Here is an 18,765-nt window from a genome sequence, read left to right as displayed (position 1 = left end):
CAAAAGGGGCTTTACGCCCCTTTCTGTTAATGCAGACAGCACTGCTTATATTTTTTCCCACTGCCGCACGGGCACGGGTCGTTACGTCCTACCTTGGCATCCACTTTTACCGGCACCTTCACCGGCGTTTCCTGCGGATGCGCCATCCACCAGGCATGCAGATCCAACGCCGCCAGACGGATAGCGTCCACGCTTTCCTCAAACTCTTCTGGCGTCAGTTTCTCAACCACCGCGAAGTTTTCTTCTGTACCATGCAGCGCAATAGCCTCGAGCGCCGGTTTCAAAGTATCCGGTAATGCGGACCAGTCCGACAACGCGACGCCGCGCATATAACCAAAGCACCACTCTTCTACGATGGTCAGTTCATGCTCGTCAATTTCACGCAGACCAAACAGCGGCTCAAACTGCTCAGGGTATTCATCCAGACGATCGGCCGTATCCGCCATGTGCTGAAACGCCAGGTTCATGAAGCGCGTCATTTCTTTTTCGGAGGACCAGCGAGGGACATACTGCGCACCACCCCAAATTGCGACCAGCCACTGCTCCGGTTCAATTTCATACGGTGAACTGAGCACCGCCGTCAGCAAACCATCCAGTTCTGACACATCCAGAATAGCCTTGTCCGTATTGTACTTAGTCAGTACATCATCCAGCCATTCCAGTTCGCTCTCGTTTAATGGTCCCGTTTTCATAACGCTTTTCCTTAGTCAAAAATTCTCGCCTGTAATCATCCTACATGGCTGGAGGGATAACAGATACAAATGGGCGTGGGCGGCTTACAACTGCCGCCAGTTCAGGTTAACAGGAAACGAGGGGAATTCCGGTAGTTAACGCACAAAAGAGAACACCAGGCCGCCGGGCATCATACCGGGAAAACAGAACAAAACCACCCGTAGGTGGTTATTGTTGCTCAATACGGTTAAGCGTCGCGCTATACCCGGTTTTTGCTACCGCTTTAAGCAAAGTCTCGGTAGGAAAACCTTCAGGCACGATCGCTTCTGCCTGCCTTGTCTTGAGTGAGGATTTCGCCTTAATGACGCCATCGGTTTCGCGTAATGCCTGATTGACCGAAATTACGCATAACGAGCAGGTCATATTTTGTATATCCAGCACCACTTTTTGATTGGCCGCCTGAACCCACAACGGCAATAATAAGCCTGCAACTAACGTGAAAATCTTCATTCAAACACCTCATAAAACCAGGCAACCAGCGTTGGGTAAAATAACACCGGCAAAATCAACGCCAGCGCACACCAGTAGAGAACGCGCGCTTGTTTCAGGGTTAGCCAGCCAGAACACCACAACCGTTTGGAAAAATAGAGTCGCCAGAAAACACGCAGTAATAATCCCAATGACAGCAGCATCAAAGGAATTCGTAAAACCTCAAACCGGGTTAAAACAGCAAAGCTCGCCGCTGAAATACCAAATAACAGATATAACAGCGGCCCAACGCAGCATAAGCCGGCAGTGACGGCAGCCGCCGCGGCCGTCAGCAGGGTCAGTCCCGCGCCTTTAGCGTTGTTCTGTGGCGACATAGCGGTAGGAGAACACTTTAGGATCGTAGAAATTGATCGGGTCGCCATCGACTTCTGCGTAAGGATAACCAAAGTTGTTCATGGCGCCCTGCTCTGTCGCCGGATACAACTCGAAATCACGTCCGTAGTTGAATCCTACCCAGTTCATTTCCCAGTTACCAAACAGGTAAGCGTTGACGGCCTGGACATCGGCGTCCTGATGCGATTTTTTCTCAGTCAGACGCATTTTGGTCACGTCAGCGGGATCGCACGGTAACCAACCGTAGCCTGCCAGATAGAATTCGGCGCGACAGTGCTGTCCACCGCTGACATCGGCAACGCCTGCGCTATCGGCCTTGCCAAAGGCGCTTGTCGAGTAGCGCTCGAGCTTATTGGCTTTGCCCAGACGGATGCCAAACAGTTCACGCGCCGGAATACCGCTGGCCCGTGCCAAAGCAACAAAAACGGAGCTCATATCGGTACATTTTCCCTTGAGCTTGCCGCTTTTTAAGATCTCCGCCACATCACCGGTACCGCAGCCAATAACGTCATTATCTCGTTCCATATGGCTACTCACCCAGTCGTAAATGAGACGCGCTTTTTTCAGCGGATCTTGCTCATTACCGGTAATTTTGCGCGCGGTTTCCAGAACCAGCCCATCAACAGGCGTATGTGCCGTCGGTAACAAGTAGGGTTTTACATCCAGCGGATAAATAATCTGCTCCGGTACTTGCCAGGTTTTTAGCGCATCCTGCTTCAACGGCTCCCAGTCGGCGGTTTCAATGTCGATATCAACGTTAATCAACAATTCGCTCTGGGAGTCTGGCCAGGTGGCGAACAGCGTCTTCGCGCCATAGGCATTGTTGGTGGTGACATATGCCTGCTGATAGTTCCCGCTAAAGGCAAGGGCTGTCATTTGTTGAAACGCAGTGTCTACAGGTAGCGGGATCCAGAGTTTCACCACACCGCGCGATCCCTCAGCAGGGTTGAGTTTATACGTTTGTGATAAGACAAAGCGTCGACGCGCGACAGGCGCGACTATTGGCTCCGCGGCATGTACCGTCTGGCTAAGAACCGTAGGCCCGACTAAACCGGCGGCGGAAAGGAGAACACTATTTTTGAGAAATTGTCGACGTTGCATTGCTGTCTGTCCATGTTGTAAGAGTTGAGCTACGGCCCGTTGGGAAACCGGCGATCATCACAGCAGACAGACGCTGACTTAAAAAGGCGAGTCGATGGGAATTATTCATCAATAACAGACCTGTTAACTGTGAATGAAATGAGAGACTACAAGGTCGCTATTAAGCCATTTACAGGCAAAAAAGTACAGTAGCAAGCGGGTATCAATCTGCCAGATCACCCTGTCGCATGAAGCAAACGCAGCAGAAATCCGGCCTATATTTAAATGCATGCAATAGTAGAAATAACCCAATCCATAATCCCGTTTCATATTCTGGGAGGAAGTAAAAATGGCAATGAGAATACTGTCTATTGATGGCGGCGGGATCAGGGGCATCCTGCCGGGTATGCTACTTGTGGCACTGGAGAAGAAATTGCAGGATATATCAGAAAATCCTGCCGCCAGAATTGCGGATTACTTCGATCTGGTTGCCGGTACCAGTACCGGGGCCATTCTGTGTTCTGCTTATGTTTGCCCTGACACAAAAGGAAAACCAAAGTTCTCCGCTCAGGAAGCCGTCAATTTCTACCTTCAGGATGGGGATGAAATTTTTGATGTCGGTGTCTGGAAAACAATCAGTTCACTGGGTGGCGCTACCGATGAGAAATATTCTGCAAAGGAGCTGGAGCGAGTATTAAAAATGGCATTCGGTGAAACAAAACTCAGTGAATTATTAAGACCAACCTGCTTTGTTTCTTATGACGTGAGCAGTCGTCTTCCTGTCATTTTCAAACAACATTCAGCCCTCGCCAAAAATCGGGACTTCCTGGTCAGGGACGCTTTACGGGGTACCTCTGCGGCTCCCACCTATTTCGAAGCAGCGCGTATTTATTCATTGCCCCCTGTTCCCGAAAAATTTGTCCTGGTTGATGGCGGTGTGGTAGCAAACGACCCCGCGCTCTGTGCCTATTCCGAAGCGATTAAATTCAGTAATGTCGCTGGCATTAAGGATATGATTATTGTCTCACTGGGAACCGGCAAGAAATTGCAGGGATATTCTTATTCCGAGGTTAAGGACTGGGGTCCCTTTGGCTGGGCAAAACCGGCTATTGATATCGCGCTTGAGGGGGGGCCGCAGATGACCGCGTATTATCTGCAACAAATTGCCTCAACGGTAAAAAATTCTAAATACTACAGAATACAGCCTGAACTATACGGCGCCGATCCAACGCTGGATAACGCATCGCGTGAAAACTTAGAACTTCTGCGCCAGGCAGGTCTACAAAATGCCGCCGTGTATGATAAGACATTGACTGAGATCGCTAAGTTATTAATCAATAGTGGAGGCAATTTTAAATATCAGGACGCTCATTAATCCCCAACGCTGACTGAACTCAAAATATATGCACCTTCGTTGCCAGTTTACGGGCTAACCCTCTTGCCCCCTCACGCATGACCGTATTGTGATTCCAGCGAAATACGGGTGCCGCCAGCGGGGCAAGATAATTCATCCAACGGATAGTGGTTCGGACATTCCAGTCATATTTGACAATAGTCTCTTTGCCACTCGCAGTAAAAGACCACACACCTCGCCCTTCTACCGCCCCGCTGGCTTGTCCTTCAAGCAGAGAGCAAGGGAGAATATTCAATACGTTGATATCAAAGGTTAAACGATAAGGAAGCGCCCCTTTCCAGGTATAACGATGTAGCGCGCCAATGCCCTGTAAATCCCCCTTCTTGATCTCCACAATTCTTTCCAGACTTCCCCACCATTCCGGCCACTGGTCCGGATGGGAAAAAATATCCCATACCTCCTGGATTGAAGCCTCAACCCGCCAGACCGTGGAAAACTGATACTCAGCCATAGTACGGGCTCCCTCAAGGTGTGAAGAAATTAGCGGGAAAACGGATGTTGATAACCATAGCTTCCAGAAGAACGGTTTCTAATCGCCGCCCATCTGGGGCATAGCCGATCACTTTGGCAGGGAATCCGTGATAATTATCCAGCCAGACGTCGTAGCGGTGAACGCCATCCACTGTCATTATTCCTGGCCCAACCACAGACACATGCGTCGTCTCCCGCCCCGCTAGACGCTCCTGAGCAACAACCGTCGTTGTTCCCTCGCGCTGCAGATGGCGAATATTGCCTAACAACACGCCGATATCAGAGCGATCCACCCGATGACCGCGCTCATCCTGGATCAATGAATTGGTCGGCGACAGGTGCAAAATGGGCAACGACCCCACACCAAATGGCCATAATGTCACTTTACCGGTGACGGGATTAAAGATGAGCACCGCGCCTGAATGCGGCTGGGTAAAATCCATTCGTACGTAGCCGGGTTTCTGATAGCTGTAGCGAATGATTTTATTCTCATCCTGCGCAGATGAAGATCGCAGCATGACCTGATAAGAGCTCATGTTGTTAAATGACTGCAGCGAAAATGCAACAGGATCCGTGGCTCGGGCTCGCGGTGATAATCCCCCTCTTTCTTCCACCGACCATACTGAGCAACTAAAGACAAGCAATGCGATGAACGCAACTAGCGGAAAAAATGAGACGCTCATGGCCGCCCCCTGTATCTGTACTATCTGCCAACAGGAGTCATCGCCTGTCGACTGTTATTATAGTTCTTAACCGCGCGGCGCTACTCTCCCCGCTTCTCAGACTCAGTAGGAACAGTTGGTTAAATTGTTGGTTTTCTTTTCAGTTGAGATGACAACATCAAGCTATACTTTAATAGCCATACTCTTAACAGGTATTAATCATGAAACTGCCATCGGTATTTTCATGCGCCGTTCTCATCTTACTGCTGCTGGCGTCATCATCTGCCACAGCCAGCGCGTTACAAAACCAGGCCGCGAGTGAGCAAGCGTTAAGCGCGGCACTCCGTGCCGGTAATAGCATCATCATCATTGGCGGGACAGATGATTTCGCTTTCACGTTCAGGGCACCAAACCGAATCCACAGACATTTAGCGATTCAGGATAGCTTTGGCGATCCCACCATGATAAATGGTTTCCAGGACCTCAATGATAATCCTGCCCGAAATGGGTTTATCAACAACCCTGCCCGAGGACGATTTATGCTTAACGCACCGATTCGTCGATAGAGTGATTATCTATTGCAAATGTTTGAAGGGCATTTTACGTTTCAGGCAGGATAAAACGACGGATTACAGGCACAAAAAAACCACCCGTAGGTGGTTTCACGACACTGCTTATTGCTTTGATTATTCTATTCTTTCCCATGGTACCCGGAGTGGGACTTGAACCCACACAGCGCGAACGCCGAGGGATTTTAAATCCCTTGTGTCTACCGATTCCACCATCCGGGCTCGGGAAGAAATTGGAGGCGCGTTCCGGAGTCGAACCGGACTAGACGGATTTGCAATCCGCTACATAACCGCTTTGCTAACGCGCCGAAATCTTCTGGCTTTTCAGCCGACATCCGCTATTGCCGATGCCTTTAATTTGGAGCGGGAAACGAGACTCGAACTCGCGACCCCGACCTTGGCAAGGTCGTGCTCTACCAACTGAGCTATTCCCGCATCACCAAGTAACTTTGTTAATCACTTGATTTTGTTATCGTCTGGCAATCAGTGCTGCCGTTCGATGCGTTGCATTCTACTTACCTGACGCAATGAGTCAACGATATTTTTCACCACTGACGATCGTTTGCTGAAATTTGCGCCGAAACGATCACTGTTCAAGCAAATCTCCCCATGCAGCGCTCAAATACTGGAACATTGACCACAAAGTCAGTACCGCAGCGACGAAGAAAAGTGCGATCCCGGCATACTCTACCCAAATATTTGGACGCCACAGCAGCCACGCCAATGCGGCCATCTGCGAAGTGGTTTTCACTTTACCGATCCAGGACACTGCCACACTGCTGCGTTTACCCAGTTCTGCCATCCATTCACGTAGCGCAGAGATGATAATTTCACGCGCGATCATCGTGGCGGCAGGAAGCGTCACCCACCAGCTGTGATAGTGCTCCGTCACCAGCACCATCGCGATAGCAACCAGCACTTTATCGGCAACGGGGTCGAGGAAGGCGCCAAAACGCGTGCTTTGGTTCCAGCGACGCGCCAGATAGCCATCAAACCAGTCGGTGACCGCCGCAATACAGAAGATCAGCGCACAAACAAAGGGAGCCCAGGTGAATGGCAGATAAAACGCCAATACAAAGAATGGGATCAGGATGACGCGAAACAGCGTGAGCAACGTAGGGATATTAAATTGCATATGACGGATAACTATCTGTTGTCAGTGAAATTACCCCTATGTTGCTACAGAGGGCCTAATGTTTCAACGAGTAGAAGATCTTTTCTGCCAGAGCTTGCGAAATACCCGGCACTTTTGCAATTTCTTCAATACTTGCGTTACGAAGACCTTGCAAACCACCCATATATTTCAACAACATCTGCCGACGCTTAGGCCCAACGCCTTCAATGGTCTCAAGCGTGCTGGTACTTTTCACCTTCGCGCGTTTTTTCCGGTGTCCGCTGATCGCATGATCGTGAGATTCATCGCGGATATGCTGTATCACATGCAAGGCGGGCGAATCCGGCGGCAGGCTAAAGCCCTCTCCTTCCGGCTCAAAGAACAACGTTTCCAGACCCGCTTTACGATCGGCTCCTTTCGCCACCCCCAGCAAAAGTGGGTGCTGTTTATCCCAGGGAACATCCAGCTCAGCAAAAACGGCTTTCGCCTGTCCCAACTGACCTTTACCGCCATCGATCAATATGACGTCCGGAACCTTACTTTCTTCTATCGCCTTACCGTAACGCCGACGCAGAACCTGATTCATCGCCGCATAATCGTCGCCCGGCGTAATGCCGGTGATGTTGTAACGACGATACTCTGCGCGCAGTGGGCCATTGGCATCAAAAACCACGCAGGAGGCGACCGTCTGCTCGCCCATCGTATGGCTGATGTCAAAACATTCCATGCGTTTTACAGCGGGTAACTTCAATACCGATGCCAGCGCCGTCAGTCGCTGAGTAATGGTCGACTGCTGAGAAAGCCTGGTGGTTAACGCTACTGCCGCGTTGGTACGCGCCAGCTTCAGATAACGCGCACGATCTCCGCGCGGTTTCGTCTGAACATTAATCTTCCGCCCGGCCAGTTCAGACAATGAATCCGCCAGCAGAGTTTTATCGCTAAGATTAAAATCGAGCAGGATCTCGCCAGGTAAGGTACGCATCTGACTTCCCTGCAAATAAAACTGCCCGACAAAGGTTTCCACCACCTCGCCGAGTTCTGTTCCATTCGGTACTTTCGGGAAATAGCTGCGACTGCCCAACACTTTACCCTGACGAATGAACAGTACGTGCACACAAGCCATGCCAGCGTCAAACGCCACCCCGATAACGTCCAGATCGTCCCCGGAATTCGAGACAAACTGTTTTTCGGTGACGCGACGTACAGCCTGAATTTGGTCACGAATACGCGCAGCCTCTTCAAATTCGAGATTTTGGCTGGCCTTTTCCATCCGGGCGATCAGTTGGGTTAATACCTGATCGTCTTTCCCGGACAGGAATAAACGGACGTACTCGACCTGCTGTGCATACTCTTCTTCACTCACCAGGCCCGCCACACAGGGACCGAGGCAACGGCCAATCTGATATTGCAGGCAAGGTCGCGAGCGATTGCGATACACGCTGTTTTCGCACTGGCGGATGGGAAAAATTTTCTGCAACAGCGCCAGCGTTTCTCGTACGGCATAGCCGTTGGGGAACGGTCCAAAGTACTCGCCTTTGGCATGCTTGGCCCCACGATGCATCGCCAGGCGTGGATGAGTATCGCCGCTGAGGAAAATAAAAGGATACGATTTATCATCGCGCAGCAATACGTTATAGCGCGGCTGATACAGCTTGATGTAGTTGTGTTCAAGCAATAACGCTTCGGTTTCGGTGTGTGTCACCGTGACATCAATCTGCTGGATTTGCGCGACCAACGCCTCGGTCTTACGCGACGCGAGATTATTACGGAAGTAACTGGAAAGCCTTTTTTTCAGGTCTTTCGCTTTCCCGACATAGATAACCGTCCCGGCGGTATCATACATACGATAAACACCGGGCTGACTGGTTACGCTCTTCAGGAACGCTTTGGCATCAAACTGATCGGTCACTGGCTTGTTAATGTCTCCGCATTACACAGGCCATGGCGAATTGCCAGGTGAGTCAACTCGACATCGCCGTGAATGTTTAATTTACTGAACATTCGATAGCGATAGCTGTTCACCGTTTTAGGACTAAGATTCAGTTGTTCTGAAATCTCATTGACCTTCTGACCTTTGGTGATCATCAGCATAATCTGCAACTCGCGTTCAGACAAACTGGCAAACGGGGTTTCCGTTTTCTCAGGTTCAATCTGGCTGAGCGCCATCTGCTGAGCGATATCGGAGGCAATATAACGTTGCCCGGAATAAACCGAACGAATGGCACTCACAACTTCCTGGGGGGCGGCTCCTTTGCTGAGATACCCCGCGGCACCTGCCTGCATGACCTTTGCAGGTAACGGGTTCTCGGTATGTACCGTCAGCATAATCACTTTAATGTCTGCCGTTGAACGCGCAATTTTGCGGGTTGCTTCGAGACCGCCAATACCGGGCATATTCATATCCATCAGCACAACGTCCACGGTATTTGAGCGGCACCATTTCACCGCATCTTCACCGCAGCACGCTTCGCCGACAACTTTTATGCCTTTTATATCTTCCAGAATGCGTCGTATCCCTGCGCGCACCAGTTCGTGGTCATCAACAAGAAAAACGTTGATCAAAGGAATATCTCCAGAATAGGGATAACGCTACCGATAGTTAATCGGTCCTATGTTAACGGGTTTTATCTCAACTTTGAAATGTAAAAAACGTCCGACTTTCGATTTTGCTCTCGTTTTTGGAAATTAGATTGTACGGCGGGTGGAAAATTTCAGGCCTCATAGCCTGCTGCCACGGTTATATCTGCATAGCTGTTTCAGAATAGTGACAAAAAATTCATATTCCTGCGCTGAATGCAAAACAGGCAGCCAAAGTTGTAACAATAATTAACGAGTAAAATACTCGAAATAAACAACAAGTGGAGAAAATATATGCACTGCAACATGTTGTTTATTTTAATGTCCATCCCTTTAGCTTGCACAAAAAACAACCACTGATATTTTTAGCCTCGCTTATGGTATACTCCGCCGCCTTAAGATCTGACATCGCACTTTTTCATTGAAACATAACGAGGAAAATAAATGAGTACGCCTGACTTTTCCACTGCTGAGAATAACCAGGAACTGGCCAATGAAGTCACCTGTCTGAAAGCCCTGTTAACACTGATGCTGCAGGCAATGGGTCAAGCCGATGCTGGACGCGTGATTCTTAAAATGGAAAAACAGATCGCGCTGATTGAAGATCAATCACAGGCTGCGGTATTTTCCAGCACTGTTAAGCAAATTAAACAGGCCTACCGCCAGTAACAAGAAACCGGCTGACAGCATTGCTATCAGCCGGTTTTGCGTCTGACACTCAGAACGATAATTTATTCAGATAAGCCCGGTCGCAGCGGCGTAACAAGCTATTTGCGTTTTGTTTGGCGCATTGAATTTCTTTTGCATATTCTTCTGGTGAAAGTTGACGGTATTTTCAGAAATCGACAGTATTATCGCTATCTCCGAAGACGTTTTCCCCTCTGCGGTCCACTTCAATATTTCTTTTTCCCGCTTGCTAAAACGCATCTCTGGCACCATGACCATGTCATCTTCCAGTCGCGTCAGCACCGACAGGCTTTCCCGCACCAGAAGCTGCATTCTGAGCTCCACTTCATCATTCGCAAAACGACTATTTTGGACACTCGCTCGCGATACCGATAAAAATCCCAACGCCCGATTCGGCAACATTAAACATTGCGTCATCCCTTTGCGTAAACCGTGATTGCGTGCGGCGTCCCACAGGGGTTGCGCATCACGAAACAGGCTATCGTCCCAGGGTAAATGCCCCTGGCTGAAGTTTTCAGGCTTCAGCACCGGATCAATGGCGAAATAATTCTCGGACTGATAATGTGCCACCCACGCTTTGGGATAGGTCGTATGAAGTGACGTTTTAGGACGGGTAAAGGGTACGGGATGACGAACACAGAGTGCGTAGAAATCGAACTCTAAATGCTGCGTCTGTTGTTGTAACTCATTATAGACATCCTCTGCCGTCGCCATTTCCTGAAAGCGTAACAGCATGCTCCGTCGCCAGGTAAAGAAATCATGATCCTGCATACTAAGTGGTAATGCCCCTGCGATTGATAATCATCCAAACATATGAAACAAGCTAACACATAAATGTATTTTATATATGCAAATTATCGGACAAATGAAAAATTACTTGAGCGTGACTCAATCGCCAGAGTAAGCAACAGAATCAAGCATTAATAATAAAGCAATATTTATAAATAGTTATGCGCACAGCACTCACCATAAAACAATGCCGGTGAGTGCTGCTTGTACTATTTATTGCATGAGGAATTTTTCGAGAAACTGACGGGTTCGCGGCTGTTGCGGATGCGTAAATAAAGATTTAGCGGGTCCCTGCTCCACTATCCGTCCTTGATCCATAAATATCGCCCGGTCAGCCACATCACGCGCAAAGCTCATTTCATGCGTCACAATCACCATGGTGCGTTTTTCCTGCGCCAACTGGCGAATGGTATTAAGCACCTCGCCAACCAGTTCAGGGTCAAGCGCTGAGGTGGGTTCATCGAATAAAATAACCTCTGGTCGCATCGCCAGCGCCCGGGCAATCGCCACGCGCTGCTGCTGCCCACCGGACAGGCGGCGCGGATAGCTGGTTTCTTTTCCCGCCAGCCCGACTTTTGCCAGCAGTTCGCGCGCACGGGCTGTCGCTTCGGCTTTAGGTTCGCCTTTGACAATCACCGGACCTTCAATAATGTTTTCCAGCACCGTACGATGGGGAAACAAATTAAAGTTCTGGAACACAAAGCCTACGTGCTGGCGCAACTGGCGAATCAGTCCTTTCTGCTGAGTTAACGACCGCGCGGTATCAATGGTTATCTCACCCACTTTAATGGTGCCCGCCTCCGGTTGCTCCAGCAAATTAATGCTCCTCAGTAGCGTGGTTTTGCCCGAACCGCTCGGTCCGATAATCGCCACAACTTCACCGGGTTTGACGTCAAGATCGATCCCATGCAGCACCGTTTGCCCATGGAATTTTTTGACCAGGTTTCTGACTTCAATAGCACTCATTTCGGCTCTTTCTCCTGGCGGTTCAGTTGTTCTTCAAAATAGTTCTGCAGCGCAGAAAGCACTGTCGCCATTACCCAATAAATCAAGGAGGCCGCCAGATACATAGTGAACACTTCCAGCGTACGCGAGGTAATCAGCTGCGCCTGACGGAACAGTTCAGGAACCTGAATAGTCGCGGCCAGCGAAGTGTCCTTCACCAGGCTGATAAAGCTGTTGCTCAGCGGCGGCAGCGCAACGCGTGCCGCCTGCGGCAGGATCGCCCGGCGCATGGTCTGCCAGCGCGTCATGCCAATACTGGCCCCCGCTTCCCACTGCCCTTTGTCGATGGAAGAGATCGCCGCCCGCAGCGTTTCCGCCGCGTAGGCCGCCGTATTCAGCGACAAACCAATCATCGCCGCCGGGATGGGATCCAGCTCAATACCAAACTGCGGCAGACCGTAATAGATCATAAAAAGTTGGGCGATCAACGGCGTTCCGCGAAAGACAGAGATATAAAAGCGCGCCAGCCAACGTACAGGTAATAGCGGCGACAGGCGCATTAGCGCCAGGATAAACCCCAGCACGAGACCAAAGAACATCCCGCCGATACTCAGTTGCAGCGTAAAAACCGCGCCTTTAAGCAGATACGGCAGGGAATCGATCACCAGTTGGATACTTTCTTGCATTACGTTTTTCTACCTGATTGTTACACGTGAGGATGGTAGGCAAACAATGCAGGCGCCCCACCGGTATGGATAAAGAGAATTGGCCCTTCATCTTTAAAGCGCTTCTGGCTGATGCCGTCAATCAGACCCGCCATCGCCTTGCCGGTATAAACCGGATCCAACAAGATGCCTTCCAGCCGCGCCAGCAGTTTTACCGCTTCCATGCCCTCTTCGTTTGGCGTACCGTAGCCCGGCGCATAATAATCATCCCATAGCAGGATATCCGCTGAGGCCGTCAGTTCCAGTTCACGGGCAATGTCTTGCTGTAGCGTAACAACTTTGGGCTTTTGATCGGCCACGCTGCGCGAGACGGTCACGCCAATCAGCTCAACGTGTGGCATCAGCTGTTCCAGCCCAACGGCCAGTCCGGCATGCGTACCCGCGCTGCCCGACGCCACGACCACGGAAGACAGCTCTACGGCCCCTTCACACTGTTGCGCAATTTCCAGCGCGCTTTCCACATAGCCCAGCGCGCCCAGAGCATTGGAACCCCCAACCGGGATCACGTACGGACGGAAACCTTGCGCTTCAATCCGCGTCGCCAGTTCCTGAAGTTGCGCATTCGGATCGGTCAACGCATCGCACATTTCAATCTGGGTATTAAACAGGTCCAGCAGCAGACGGTTGCCGTTGCTGAGATAGTTTTCCGCCGTGGTGCCAATCGGGTTTTCCAGCAGCGCCACGCAGTGCAGGCCAAGTTTAGCCGCTACCGCCGCCGTCTGGCGCACATGGTTAGACTGGATAGCGCCCGCGGTTATCAACGTATCGGCCCCTTCACGCAGCGCATCCGCCGCCAGAAACTCCAGCTTACGCAGTTTATTGCCGCCCATGGCCATCGGCGTAACGTCATCGCGTTTGATGAAAATATCGCGCCCAAGATAGTCGGAGAAGCGTGGAAGATATTCGAGCGGTGTTGGCGCGCCAATAAATTCCAGACGTGGAAAGCGCGTTAAGTTATGCAGCGGCATACAGCCTCCGGTATTTGTTGTTGTGATGTTCTTTTTATTATGCACGTTCAGGCGCAATGAAATAAAAAAAGGCGCTGTTAAAGGCGCCTTTTTTCATCGGATGACGATTATTTCGTCACATCCGCTCCAAACCATTTTTCAGACAGCGCTTTCAACGTACCGTCTTTTTGCATTTCGGCAATGGCGGCATCAACCGCTTTCAGCAGATCTTCATTGCCCTTGCGCAGCGCCACACCAGATTCCTGGCGGGAGAAGGCCTCACCGGTGACGGCCAGCGTATCTTTGGTTTTCTTCACCAGATCCAGCGCTGCCAGACGGTCAACCAGAATCGCGTCGATACGGCCTACACGCAGATCCTGATATTTGGTCGGGTCATCATCATAGGTACGAATATCCACGCCCTGCACGTTCTGGCGCAGCCACTCTTCATAGTTGGTGCCCAGACCCACGCCGACTTTTTTACCTTTCAGATCGGCAGCGGTCTTGATAACGCCTTCATTGCCTTTCTTCACCAGCGCCTGGATACCAGAGACCGTATACGGGGTAGAGAAATCGTATTTTTTCTTCCGTTCGTCAGAGATGGTCACCTGGTTGATAACCACGTCAATGCGTTTGGAATCAAGCGAGGCCAGCATGCCGTCCCACTTGGTCGGCTTCAACGTGGCTTTCACCCCAAGGTGCTTTGCCAGTGCTTCGGCGAACTCCACTTCGAAACCCGTCAGCTTGCCGTCATCGCCCTGAAAACTAAACGGGGGATAGGTCCCTTCCAGGCCCACCAGCAGCGTACCGCGCTCTTTAACTTTATTTAACAGACCTTCATCTGCATAAGTCTTTACGCTCATTCCGGCGACAAGTGCAACAGCCATTACACCCATCAGAGCCTGACGTCCCAGAAGTGCTAATTTCATAGTTACCCCGAATATTGTCATTAGTGACTGCTATTTATACACAAAATCATTCGAGTTGCATCAAGGCGGCAAGCGAGTAAGTCCCCAGGAGCTTACTAAAGTAAGTGACTGGGGCGAGGGAGTGCAGCCAACGCAGAGACAGCTTGAAGGATGACGTGTATATGAGCGTAGTGTAGAGCGTTTGTCGTGATTCACAAACACCACTCCGTTACACCTTATTCGTTTTTAATATATATCAGAACTGGCTGTCCAGGAGGATTTCTGCATATGCCCCATATGCGTATGGGCTTTAAACTGCTCATACTTACGCAATGCGATGCGATAATTGTTGGTGCTGGTTTCCGGCAGCCACGGGGCAAGGTTTTCGTCGAGGAACCCTTCCTGCAGCAATTCGTGAGAGATATTTTGTTCGGTCAGATGATTGCCAAGGCGGCGCAGGCGGACAACGTATTCACGTACCGTGCCGTGGCTCATTTCGGTCTGCTCAAATAAAAATTGTTTAAATCCGATGATGTCAAAAAAGTCGCTCTGCTCTTTGCAATGCAAATCACCGCAAAAACGACACAGCGCCACCCACTCTTTTTTCTCCTGTTCCCACTCAGCTTCATCCAGCAACGTGTCCAGGCGGGCGATGGCGATTTTATTAACAATTTGTCCACGGCGAACCAGCGTGATCCTGTCGAGCAACTTCAGGCAATGGGCGCAATGCGTCTGGCTGTGTTTGAAATCTTTGAGGTAGCGGCTTAGAGGCCGTCTTTTTGATTGCTGCACCGTCATGAGAACTCCTGGTAGTCAATTCGTAATGCGGCATTGTTCAGGGGTAATGATTACCCCTATAGCTTACCCAGCTTGGTGCGTAGACGTTTGATGGCCTGGCTGTGCAACTGGCTGACCCGCGACTCCCCGACTTCCAGTACCGCGCCGATCTCTTTCAGATTCAGCTCTTCCTGGTAGTACAGCGTTAACACCAGCTTTTCGCGCTCCGGCAACGCCTCGATCGCCTCCATCACGCGCTGGCGGAGGTTACCCTCAAGTAGCTGTTGTAACGGGTTTTCCTGCTGATGTTCTTCCGTCACCAGCTCAATACTATCGCCATGCTCTTCCCGCCACTCGTCATAGGAGAAGAGTTGGCTGTTATTGGTATCAAGCAACATCTGACGATACTCTTGCACAGGAATAGCCAGACGCTCCGCCACTTCGGTTTCCGTCGCGTTACGCCCTAACTCCTGCTCCAGTTGTCCCATCGCCTGTGCCACTTCGCGAGCATTGCGCCGAACGCTACGCGGCACCCAATCCCGGCTACGTAGTTCGTCCAGCATCGCTCCACGAATACGCTGCACTGCGTAAGTGGTAAATGCCGTTCCTTGCAAAGCGTCATATCGGTCAACTGCATTCAATAACCCGATGCCGCCCGCTTGTAGCAGGTCATCCAGTTCTACGCTCGCCGGCAAACGCACCTGAAGGCGCAATGCTTCGTGACGCACCAACGGTACATAACGCTGCCACAGCGAGTGTTTATCCATTACACCTTCAGCGGTATACAGTGAATTCACGATAAACAGCCCTGCGTTAAATGAGTTATCGGCATGATTATCCGTTTCTGCAGGGGGTTCTATCGGGGGAATAAGGCTATAAAAGAAGGGTTATTTCACTTATGTAGCTGATGGCGTTATTTCGCATCAGAAATAATCAAACATAAATCAAATGGTTAGCTTGCGAGGGATGCGTTTTCACGCATCCCTGCTTAAATTATGTCAAGAGATGAATCATCGACAGGTCATCACCTGTGCGCACGGTCTCGATATGCTTTTGAAAGTTCTCATGTACGGTAGGGTTATGCTGACTTAACGAATGGAAACTGTAGACGATATTGATGGCGTCCTCCTTCTCCAGGTATGTTCTTTCGAAGGCACTTGCAGCAATCAGCATTTTGATGAAATAGTATTCGACACTTATCATATATAACGTACGAAGCGGGTCTACGTTCTTTTGATTGGGAAAGTTGTTTTCCCAAATTTTATACAAAATGAAATTTTTAAGATCGAATCCAGCCTCATCCTGTTGTTCGTAAACCTTCTGCCATGTAGCCTCAAGTTTAGCAACCCCTTCACCCACAGAGTGATTATCTTCCAGGGTCAATGTTCTCAAAAGACACTGGATATAATAGTTAAGTACACCATTGGCGCGGCTTACCGGAAGACTGCGGAAATAATCCTGAAGCAAGAGCACTAAATTGACTTTAACATTGTTGTCAGCAGAAAATTTCGACAGCTCTGCTCGCATTTCACCTGACTGTATCTGAGTCATAATCGCGTGATAAATTTGCTCAACTTCAGCCAGCGCCACATTATCAATCTGATTAAACTTCTTAATGCATAAAGTAAGTTTAATCAGCGCATATAGACCCACATCTACATCACGTCCTGCCTGTTCCACCAGGCTCAGACAGAAAAGATTAAGTAGCTTTTGCTGTTGCGAAAAGACCGGTGCAGTAAAAGCATTAGGCACAATTTTACTGCTCTCATTCAGAACCATCGCATTGGGATCGGTCAGGACTAAACTGGCGACTTCCGGACACGACAGATTTAATGCTTTTCGGACATCGTTTTTGTAGATACGCTCACTACGCGGAAATGTTTTACATGTCGTGCTTAATGCCTTAGCACCCAACGTTTTCTGTACCTGACACAGACTGTCTTCAGTCAGATAAGGACAATGTCTTGTATCATCCGCAAGTTTAATAGTCCCCCAGTTCGTAATATCCTTTTTAAGAATAATAATATTTTCTTTAGCAATTTTCTTAATGTAGTCATCTTTACTGGAGAGATATTTATTCACCGTTGATTTATCCAGATGTATATTCCAACTTTTACAGCAATGATCGCGACATTGCGTTCCAGAGCATTGGAAGGCTTTAACAAAAGCCGGTTCGGTAACGGTAATTTCTTGCATTATTCAGACTCCAGTATAGAAAAAAGGCAGCTTTCGCTGCCTTTATTTTCTCTGACTACTAAGTAACCCAATCGATGGATTAACGCAGTAAAGAGAGGACGTTTTGCGTGGTCTGGTTAGCCTGCGCCAGTACAGAAGTACCCGCCTGCTGCAGGATCTGCGCACGAGACATGTTAGACACTTCGGTCGCGTAGTCGGAGTCTTCGATACGGCTACGGGCAGAAGACAGGTTGTTAACGGTGTTACCCAGGTTAGTTACTGCAGATTCAAAACGGTTCTGCACCGCACCCAGGGAGCTACGGAATTTATCAACATCAGACAACGCAGCATCAATTTTCTTCAGCGGATCAAGGCTGATATCTGGAGTAACTGTGGTAGTACCTTTGGTTGCTGCACCAGTCGTACCGTTAAAGGTAACATCCTTGAAGACGCCATCTGCTTGTTTAACAGCAAATTTAGTCTCTTTTGTGGTTGCATCTTTATAAGAAATCAAACTTTCATCAGCAGCTAAACCAGTACCACTGTAGGCAACATCCTTGTTAATAGTGTTAACTTTGGTGAAACCAGCACCAGGAGCAGTGGTTGTTACAGTTGCAGGGTCTACCGTGATTTTCCCTGTTTTATTATCAACAGTAGCATCATAATAATCTGTACCGTTTTTAACTTTAAAGCTCGTACCATCACTTTGCAGTTCAGCACCAGCAACGAAAGTGATAGCTGCACCAGATGATTCCATGACATTTTTATCTGCAGTGATCGAGGCACTGACAGTTGTCCCTTTAGAAACTGTGGTAGCAATCTTAGTTACATCCAGGTCGTTCAGTTTCAGCGTATCGCTGTTGATTTTTTTCAGATCGATAGTGATAGTTTCACCATCTTTTGCACCAACCTGAATGGTCAACTGACCGTCCTGGTTCAGAACTTTTTTACCGTTGAAGTCAGTCTGCTGAGAAACGCGGTTGATTTCTTCCAGACGCTGGTTAATTTCGTCCTGGATAGAGGACAGGTCGGAATCGGAGTTAGAGCCGTTCGCGGCCTGGACGGACAGTTCACGCACACGCTGCAGGTTGTTGTTGATTTCAGACAGCGCGCCTTCAGTGGTCTGTGCAACAGAGATACCGTCGTTAGCGTTACGGGAAGCCTGAGTCAGACCTTTGATGTTAGCGGTGAAACGGTTTGCAATCGCCTGACCAGCAGCATCGTCTTTCGCGCTGTTGATACGCAGACCAGAGGACAGACGCTCGATAGCAGAGCCCAGAGCGGACTGAGATTTGTTCAGGTTGTTTTGGGTCAACAGCGACAGGCTGTTTGTATTGATGACTTGTGCCATGATCTTTTCCTTATCAATTA

General features: G+C 49.6%; 21 protein-coding genes and 3 tRNA genes. 3 read left to right on the top strand and 21 right to left on the bottom strand.

The window, feature by feature from the left end:
- Positions 1-26 precede the first annotated feature (26 nt).
- The 4 genes from FDX09_RS20605 to FDX09_RS20590 all read right to left on the bottom strand — a co-directional run bounded on the left by FDX09_RS20605 (position 27) and on the right by FDX09_RS20590 (position 2,655).
- Positions 27-692, bottom strand: coding sequence for a YecA family protein (locus tag FDX09_RS20605; protein WP_042307734.1), 666 nt, complete (start codon positions 690-692; stop codon positions 27-29).
- Between the two features lie 208 nt (positions 693-900).
- Positions 901-1,182 carry a heavy metal-associated domain-containing protein gene (locus tag FDX09_RS20600; protein ID WP_038641518.1) on the bottom strand — a complete coding sequence of 94 codons (282 nt, stop codon included), beginning with the start codon at positions 1,180-1,182 and terminating at the stop codon, positions 901-903.
- Positions 1,179-1,535 carry a mercuric transporter MerT family protein gene (locus FDX09_RS20595; RefSeq protein WP_137347792.1) on the bottom strand — a complete coding sequence of 119 codons (357 nt, stop codon included), beginning with the start codon at positions 1,533-1,535 and terminating at the stop codon, positions 1,179-1,181. The genes FDX09_RS20600 and FDX09_RS20595 overlap by 4 nt, the downstream gene beginning before the upstream one ends.
- A complete protein-coding gene (locus tag FDX09_RS20590) occupies positions 1,513-2,655 on the bottom strand; it encodes a transglutaminase domain-containing protein (RefSeq protein ID WP_137347791.1) in 1,143 nt (380 codons plus the stop codon). Before FDX09_RS20590 ends, FDX09_RS20595 begins: the two co-directional genes overlap by 23 nt.
- 328 nt (positions 2,656-2,983) lie before the next feature.
- Between FDX09_RS20590 and FDX09_RS20585 the strand changes: the two genes are divergently transcribed.
- Positions 2,984-4,009: a patatin-like phospholipase family protein gene (locus tag FDX09_RS20585; RefSeq protein WP_085048015.1), complete on the top strand. Its 1,026-nt coding sequence runs from the start codon at positions 2,984-2,986 to the stop codon at positions 4,007-4,009.
- A 19-nt stretch (positions 4,010-4,028) separates the two neighbouring features.
- Here FDX09_RS20585 and FDX09_RS20580 read toward each other — a convergent pair whose 3' ends face one another.
- Both FDX09_RS20580 and FDX09_RS20575 read right to left on the bottom strand, forming a co-directional pair.
- Positions 4,029-4,499: an SRPBCC family protein gene (locus tag FDX09_RS20580; protein ID WP_069323579.1), complete on the bottom strand. Its 471-nt coding sequence runs from the start codon at positions 4,497-4,499 to the stop codon at positions 4,029-4,031.
- A gap of 13 nt (positions 4,500-4,512) precedes the next feature.
- Entirely contained in the window at positions 4,513-5,202 is a 690-nt protein-coding gene (locus FDX09_RS20575) for a DUF1571 domain-containing protein (protein WP_137347790.1), read from the bottom strand.
- 200 nt (positions 5,203-5,402) lie between these two features.
- Between FDX09_RS20575 and FDX09_RS20570 the strand changes: the two genes are divergently transcribed.
- Positions 5,403-5,747 (top strand): hypothetical protein, encoded by a 345-nt coding sequence (locus FDX09_RS20570; protein ID WP_137347789.1) that lies wholly within the window; start codon positions 5,403-5,405, stop codon positions 5,745-5,747.
- A gap of 138 nt (positions 5,748-5,885) precedes the next feature.
- Here the strand turns inward: FDX09_RS20570 and FDX09_RS20565 are convergent.
- The 6 genes from FDX09_RS20565 to uvrY all read right to left on the bottom strand — a co-directional run bounded on the left by FDX09_RS20565 (position 5,886) and on the right by uvrY (position 9,426).
- Positions 5,886-5,972: transfer RNA gene (locus tag FDX09_RS20565), tRNA-Leu, on the bottom strand.
- Between the two features lie 12 nt (positions 5,973-5,984).
- Positions 5,985-6,058 (bottom strand) — tRNA-Cys (locus tag FDX09_RS20560).
- Between the two features lie 51 nt (positions 6,059-6,109).
- Positions 6,110-6,185, bottom strand: a tRNA-Gly gene (locus FDX09_RS20555).
- 151 nt (positions 6,186-6,336) lie between these two features.
- On the bottom strand, positions 6,337-6,885 hold the full coding sequence (pgsA, locus tag FDX09_RS20550) for a CDP-diacylglycerol--glycerol-3-phosphate 3-phosphatidyltransferase (RefSeq protein WP_038641531.1): 549 nt from the start codon (positions 6,883-6,885) through the stop codon (positions 6,337-6,339).
- Between the two features lie 55 nt (positions 6,886-6,940).
- A complete protein-coding gene (uvrC, locus tag FDX09_RS20545; protein WP_137347788.1) occupies positions 6,941-8,773 on the bottom strand; it encodes an excinuclease ABC subunit UvrC in 1,833 nt (610 codons plus the stop codon).
- Positions 8,770-9,426 (bottom strand): UvrY/SirA/GacA family response regulator transcription factor, encoded by a 657-nt coding sequence (gene uvrY, locus FDX09_RS20540; protein ID WP_038641535.1) that lies wholly within the window; start codon positions 9,424-9,426, stop codon positions 8,770-8,772. Before uvrY ends, uvrC begins: the two co-directional genes overlap by 4 nt.
- Before the next feature lie 459 nt (positions 9,427-9,885).
- On the opposite strand from uvrY, the gene FDX09_RS20535 reads away from it, so the two are divergent.
- Positions 9,886-10,110 (top strand): DUF2594 family protein, encoded by a 225-nt coding sequence (locus tag FDX09_RS20535; RefSeq protein ID WP_006684077.1) that lies wholly within the window; start codon positions 9,886-9,888, stop codon positions 10,108-10,110.
- Positions 10,111-10,176: 66 nt separating this feature from the next.
- Here FDX09_RS20535 and sdiA read toward each other — a convergent pair whose 3' ends face one another.
- The 9 genes from sdiA to FDX09_RS20490 all read right to left on the bottom strand — a co-directional run bounded on the left by sdiA (position 10,177) and on the right by FDX09_RS20490 (position 18,745).
- On the bottom strand, positions 10,177-10,899 hold the full coding sequence (gene sdiA / locus FDX09_RS20530) for a transcriptional regulator SdiA (protein WP_038641538.1): 723 nt from the start codon (positions 10,897-10,899) through the stop codon (positions 10,177-10,179).
- A 231-nt stretch (positions 10,900-11,130) separates the two neighbouring features.
- Positions 11,131-11,883 carry an L-cystine ABC transporter ATP-binding protein TcyN gene (gene tcyN, locus FDX09_RS20525; RefSeq protein ID WP_003030477.1) on the bottom strand — a complete coding sequence of 251 codons (753 nt, stop codon included), beginning with the start codon at positions 11,881-11,883 and terminating at the stop codon, positions 11,131-11,133.
- Positions 11,880-12,548, bottom strand: coding sequence for a cystine ABC transporter permease (tcyL, locus tag FDX09_RS20520; protein ID WP_006684074.1), 669 nt, complete (start codon positions 12,546-12,548; stop codon positions 11,880-11,882). The genes tcyN and tcyL overlap by 4 nt, the downstream gene beginning before the upstream one ends.
- Positions 12,549-12,568: 20 nt before the next feature.
- Positions 12,569-13,555, bottom strand: a complete 987-nt coding sequence (gene dcyD / locus FDX09_RS20515) for a D-cysteine desulfhydrase (RefSeq protein ID WP_087856025.1) — start codon at positions 13,553-13,555, stop codon at positions 12,569-12,571.
- 107 nt (positions 13,556-13,662) lie between these two features.
- Positions 13,663-14,463, bottom strand: coding sequence for a cystine ABC transporter substrate-binding protein (gene tcyJ / locus FDX09_RS20510; RefSeq protein ID WP_032939603.1), 801 nt, complete (start codon positions 14,461-14,463; stop codon positions 13,663-13,665).
- A 225-nt stretch (positions 14,464-14,688) separates the two neighbouring features.
- A complete protein-coding gene (fliZ, locus tag FDX09_RS20505; RefSeq protein ID WP_069323574.1) occupies positions 14,689-15,240 on the bottom strand; it encodes a flagella biosynthesis regulatory protein FliZ in 552 nt (183 codons plus the stop codon).
- Positions 15,241-15,296: 56 nt separating this feature from the next.
- Positions 15,297-16,016 carry an RNA polymerase sigma factor FliA gene (gene fliA, locus FDX09_RS20500; RefSeq protein ID WP_038641545.1) on the bottom strand — a complete coding sequence of 240 codons (720 nt, stop codon included), beginning with the start codon at positions 16,014-16,016 and terminating at the stop codon, positions 15,297-15,299.
- Positions 16,017-16,212: 196 nt separating this feature from the next.
- A complete protein-coding gene (gene fliB / locus FDX09_RS20495; protein ID WP_137347787.1) occupies positions 16,213-17,415 on the bottom strand; it encodes a flagellin lysine-N-methylase in 1,203 nt (400 codons plus the stop codon).
- Positions 17,416-17,494: 79 nt separating this feature from the next.
- A complete protein-coding gene (locus FDX09_RS20490; RefSeq protein ID WP_137347786.1) occupies positions 17,495-18,745 on the bottom strand; it encodes a FliC/FljB family flagellin in 1,251 nt (416 codons plus the stop codon).
- Between the last annotated feature and the right edge of the window lie 20 nt (positions 18,746-18,765).

The sequence above is a fragment of the Citrobacter sp. wls717 genome (genome assembly GCF_005280955.1).
GTDB classification, from domain to species: Bacteria; Pseudomonadota; Gammaproteobacteria; order Enterobacterales; family Enterobacteriaceae; genus Citrobacter; species Citrobacter werkmanii.
The sequence above is the reverse complement of the archived record's forward strand: the minus strand, read 5'-3'. Positions and strand labels throughout refer to the sequence as shown.

Excerpts from the sequence above, each read along its gene's own strand:
- tcyL (WP_006684074.1), bottom strand. The coding sequence starts at position 12,548 with ATGCAAGAAAGTATCCAACTGGTGATCGATTCCCTGCCGTATCTGCTT.
- tcyN (WP_003030477.1), bottom strand. The coding sequence starts at position 11,883 with ATGAGTGCTATTGAAGTCAGAAACCTGGTCAAAAAATTCCATGGGCAA.
- FDX09_RS20490 (WP_137347786.1), bottom strand. The coding sequence starts at position 18,745 with ATGGCACAAGTCATCAATACAAACAGCCTGTCGCTGTTGACCCAAAAC.
- fliB (WP_137347787.1), bottom strand. The coding sequence starts at position 17,415 with ATGCAAGAAATTACCGTTACCGAACCGGCTTTTGTTAAAGCCTTCCAA.
- pgsA (WP_038641531.1), bottom strand. The coding sequence starts at position 6,885 with ATGCAATTTAATATCCCTACGTTGCTCACGCTGTTTCGCGTCATCCTG.
- FDX09_RS20600 (WP_038641518.1), bottom strand. The coding sequence starts at position 1,182 with ATGAAGATTTTCACGTTAGTTGCAGGCTTATTATTGCCGTTGTGGGTT.
- sdiA (WP_038641538.1), bottom strand. The coding sequence starts at position 10,899 with ATGCAGGATCATGATTTCTTTACCTGGCGACGGAGCATGCTGTTACGC.
- FDX09_RS20595 (WP_137347792.1), bottom strand. The coding sequence starts at position 1,535 with ATGTCGCCACAGAACAACGCTAAAGGCGCGGGACTGACCCTGCTGACG.
- tcyJ (WP_032939603.1), bottom strand. The coding sequence starts at position 14,463 with ATGAAATTAGCACTTCTGGGACGTCAGGCTCTGATGGGTGTAATGGCT.
- dcyD (WP_087856025.1), bottom strand. The coding sequence starts at position 13,555 with ATGCCGCTGCATAACTTAACGCGCTTTCCACGTCTGGAATTTATTGGC.
- FDX09_RS20605 (WP_042307734.1), bottom strand. The coding sequence starts at position 692 with ATGAAAACGGGACCATTAAACGAGAGCGAACTGGAATGGCTGGATGAT.
- FDX09_RS20590 (WP_137347791.1), bottom strand. The coding sequence starts at position 2,655 with ATGCAACGTCGACAATTTCTCAAAAATAGTGTTCTCCTTTCCGCCGCC.
- FDX09_RS20575 (WP_137347790.1), bottom strand. The coding sequence starts at position 5,202 with ATGAGCGTCTCATTTTTTCCGCTAGTTGCGTTCATCGCATTGCTTGTC.
- FDX09_RS20585 (WP_085048015.1), top strand. The coding sequence starts at position 2,984 with ATGGCAATGAGAATACTGTCTATTGATGGCGGCGGGATCAGGGGCATC.
- fliZ (WP_069323574.1), bottom strand. The coding sequence starts at position 15,240 with ATGACGGTGCAGCAATCAAAAAGACGGCCTCTAAGCCGCTACCTCAAA.
- FDX09_RS20535 (WP_006684077.1), top strand. The coding sequence starts at position 9,886 with ATGAGTACGCCTGACTTTTCCACTGCTGAGAATAACCAGGAACTGGCC.
- FDX09_RS20570 (WP_137347789.1), top strand. The coding sequence starts at position 5,403 with ATGAAACTGCCATCGGTATTTTCATGCGCCGTTCTCATCTTACTGCTG.
- FDX09_RS20580 (WP_069323579.1), bottom strand. The coding sequence starts at position 4,499 with ATGGCTGAGTATCAGTTTTCCACGGTCTGGCGGGTTGAGGCTTCAATC.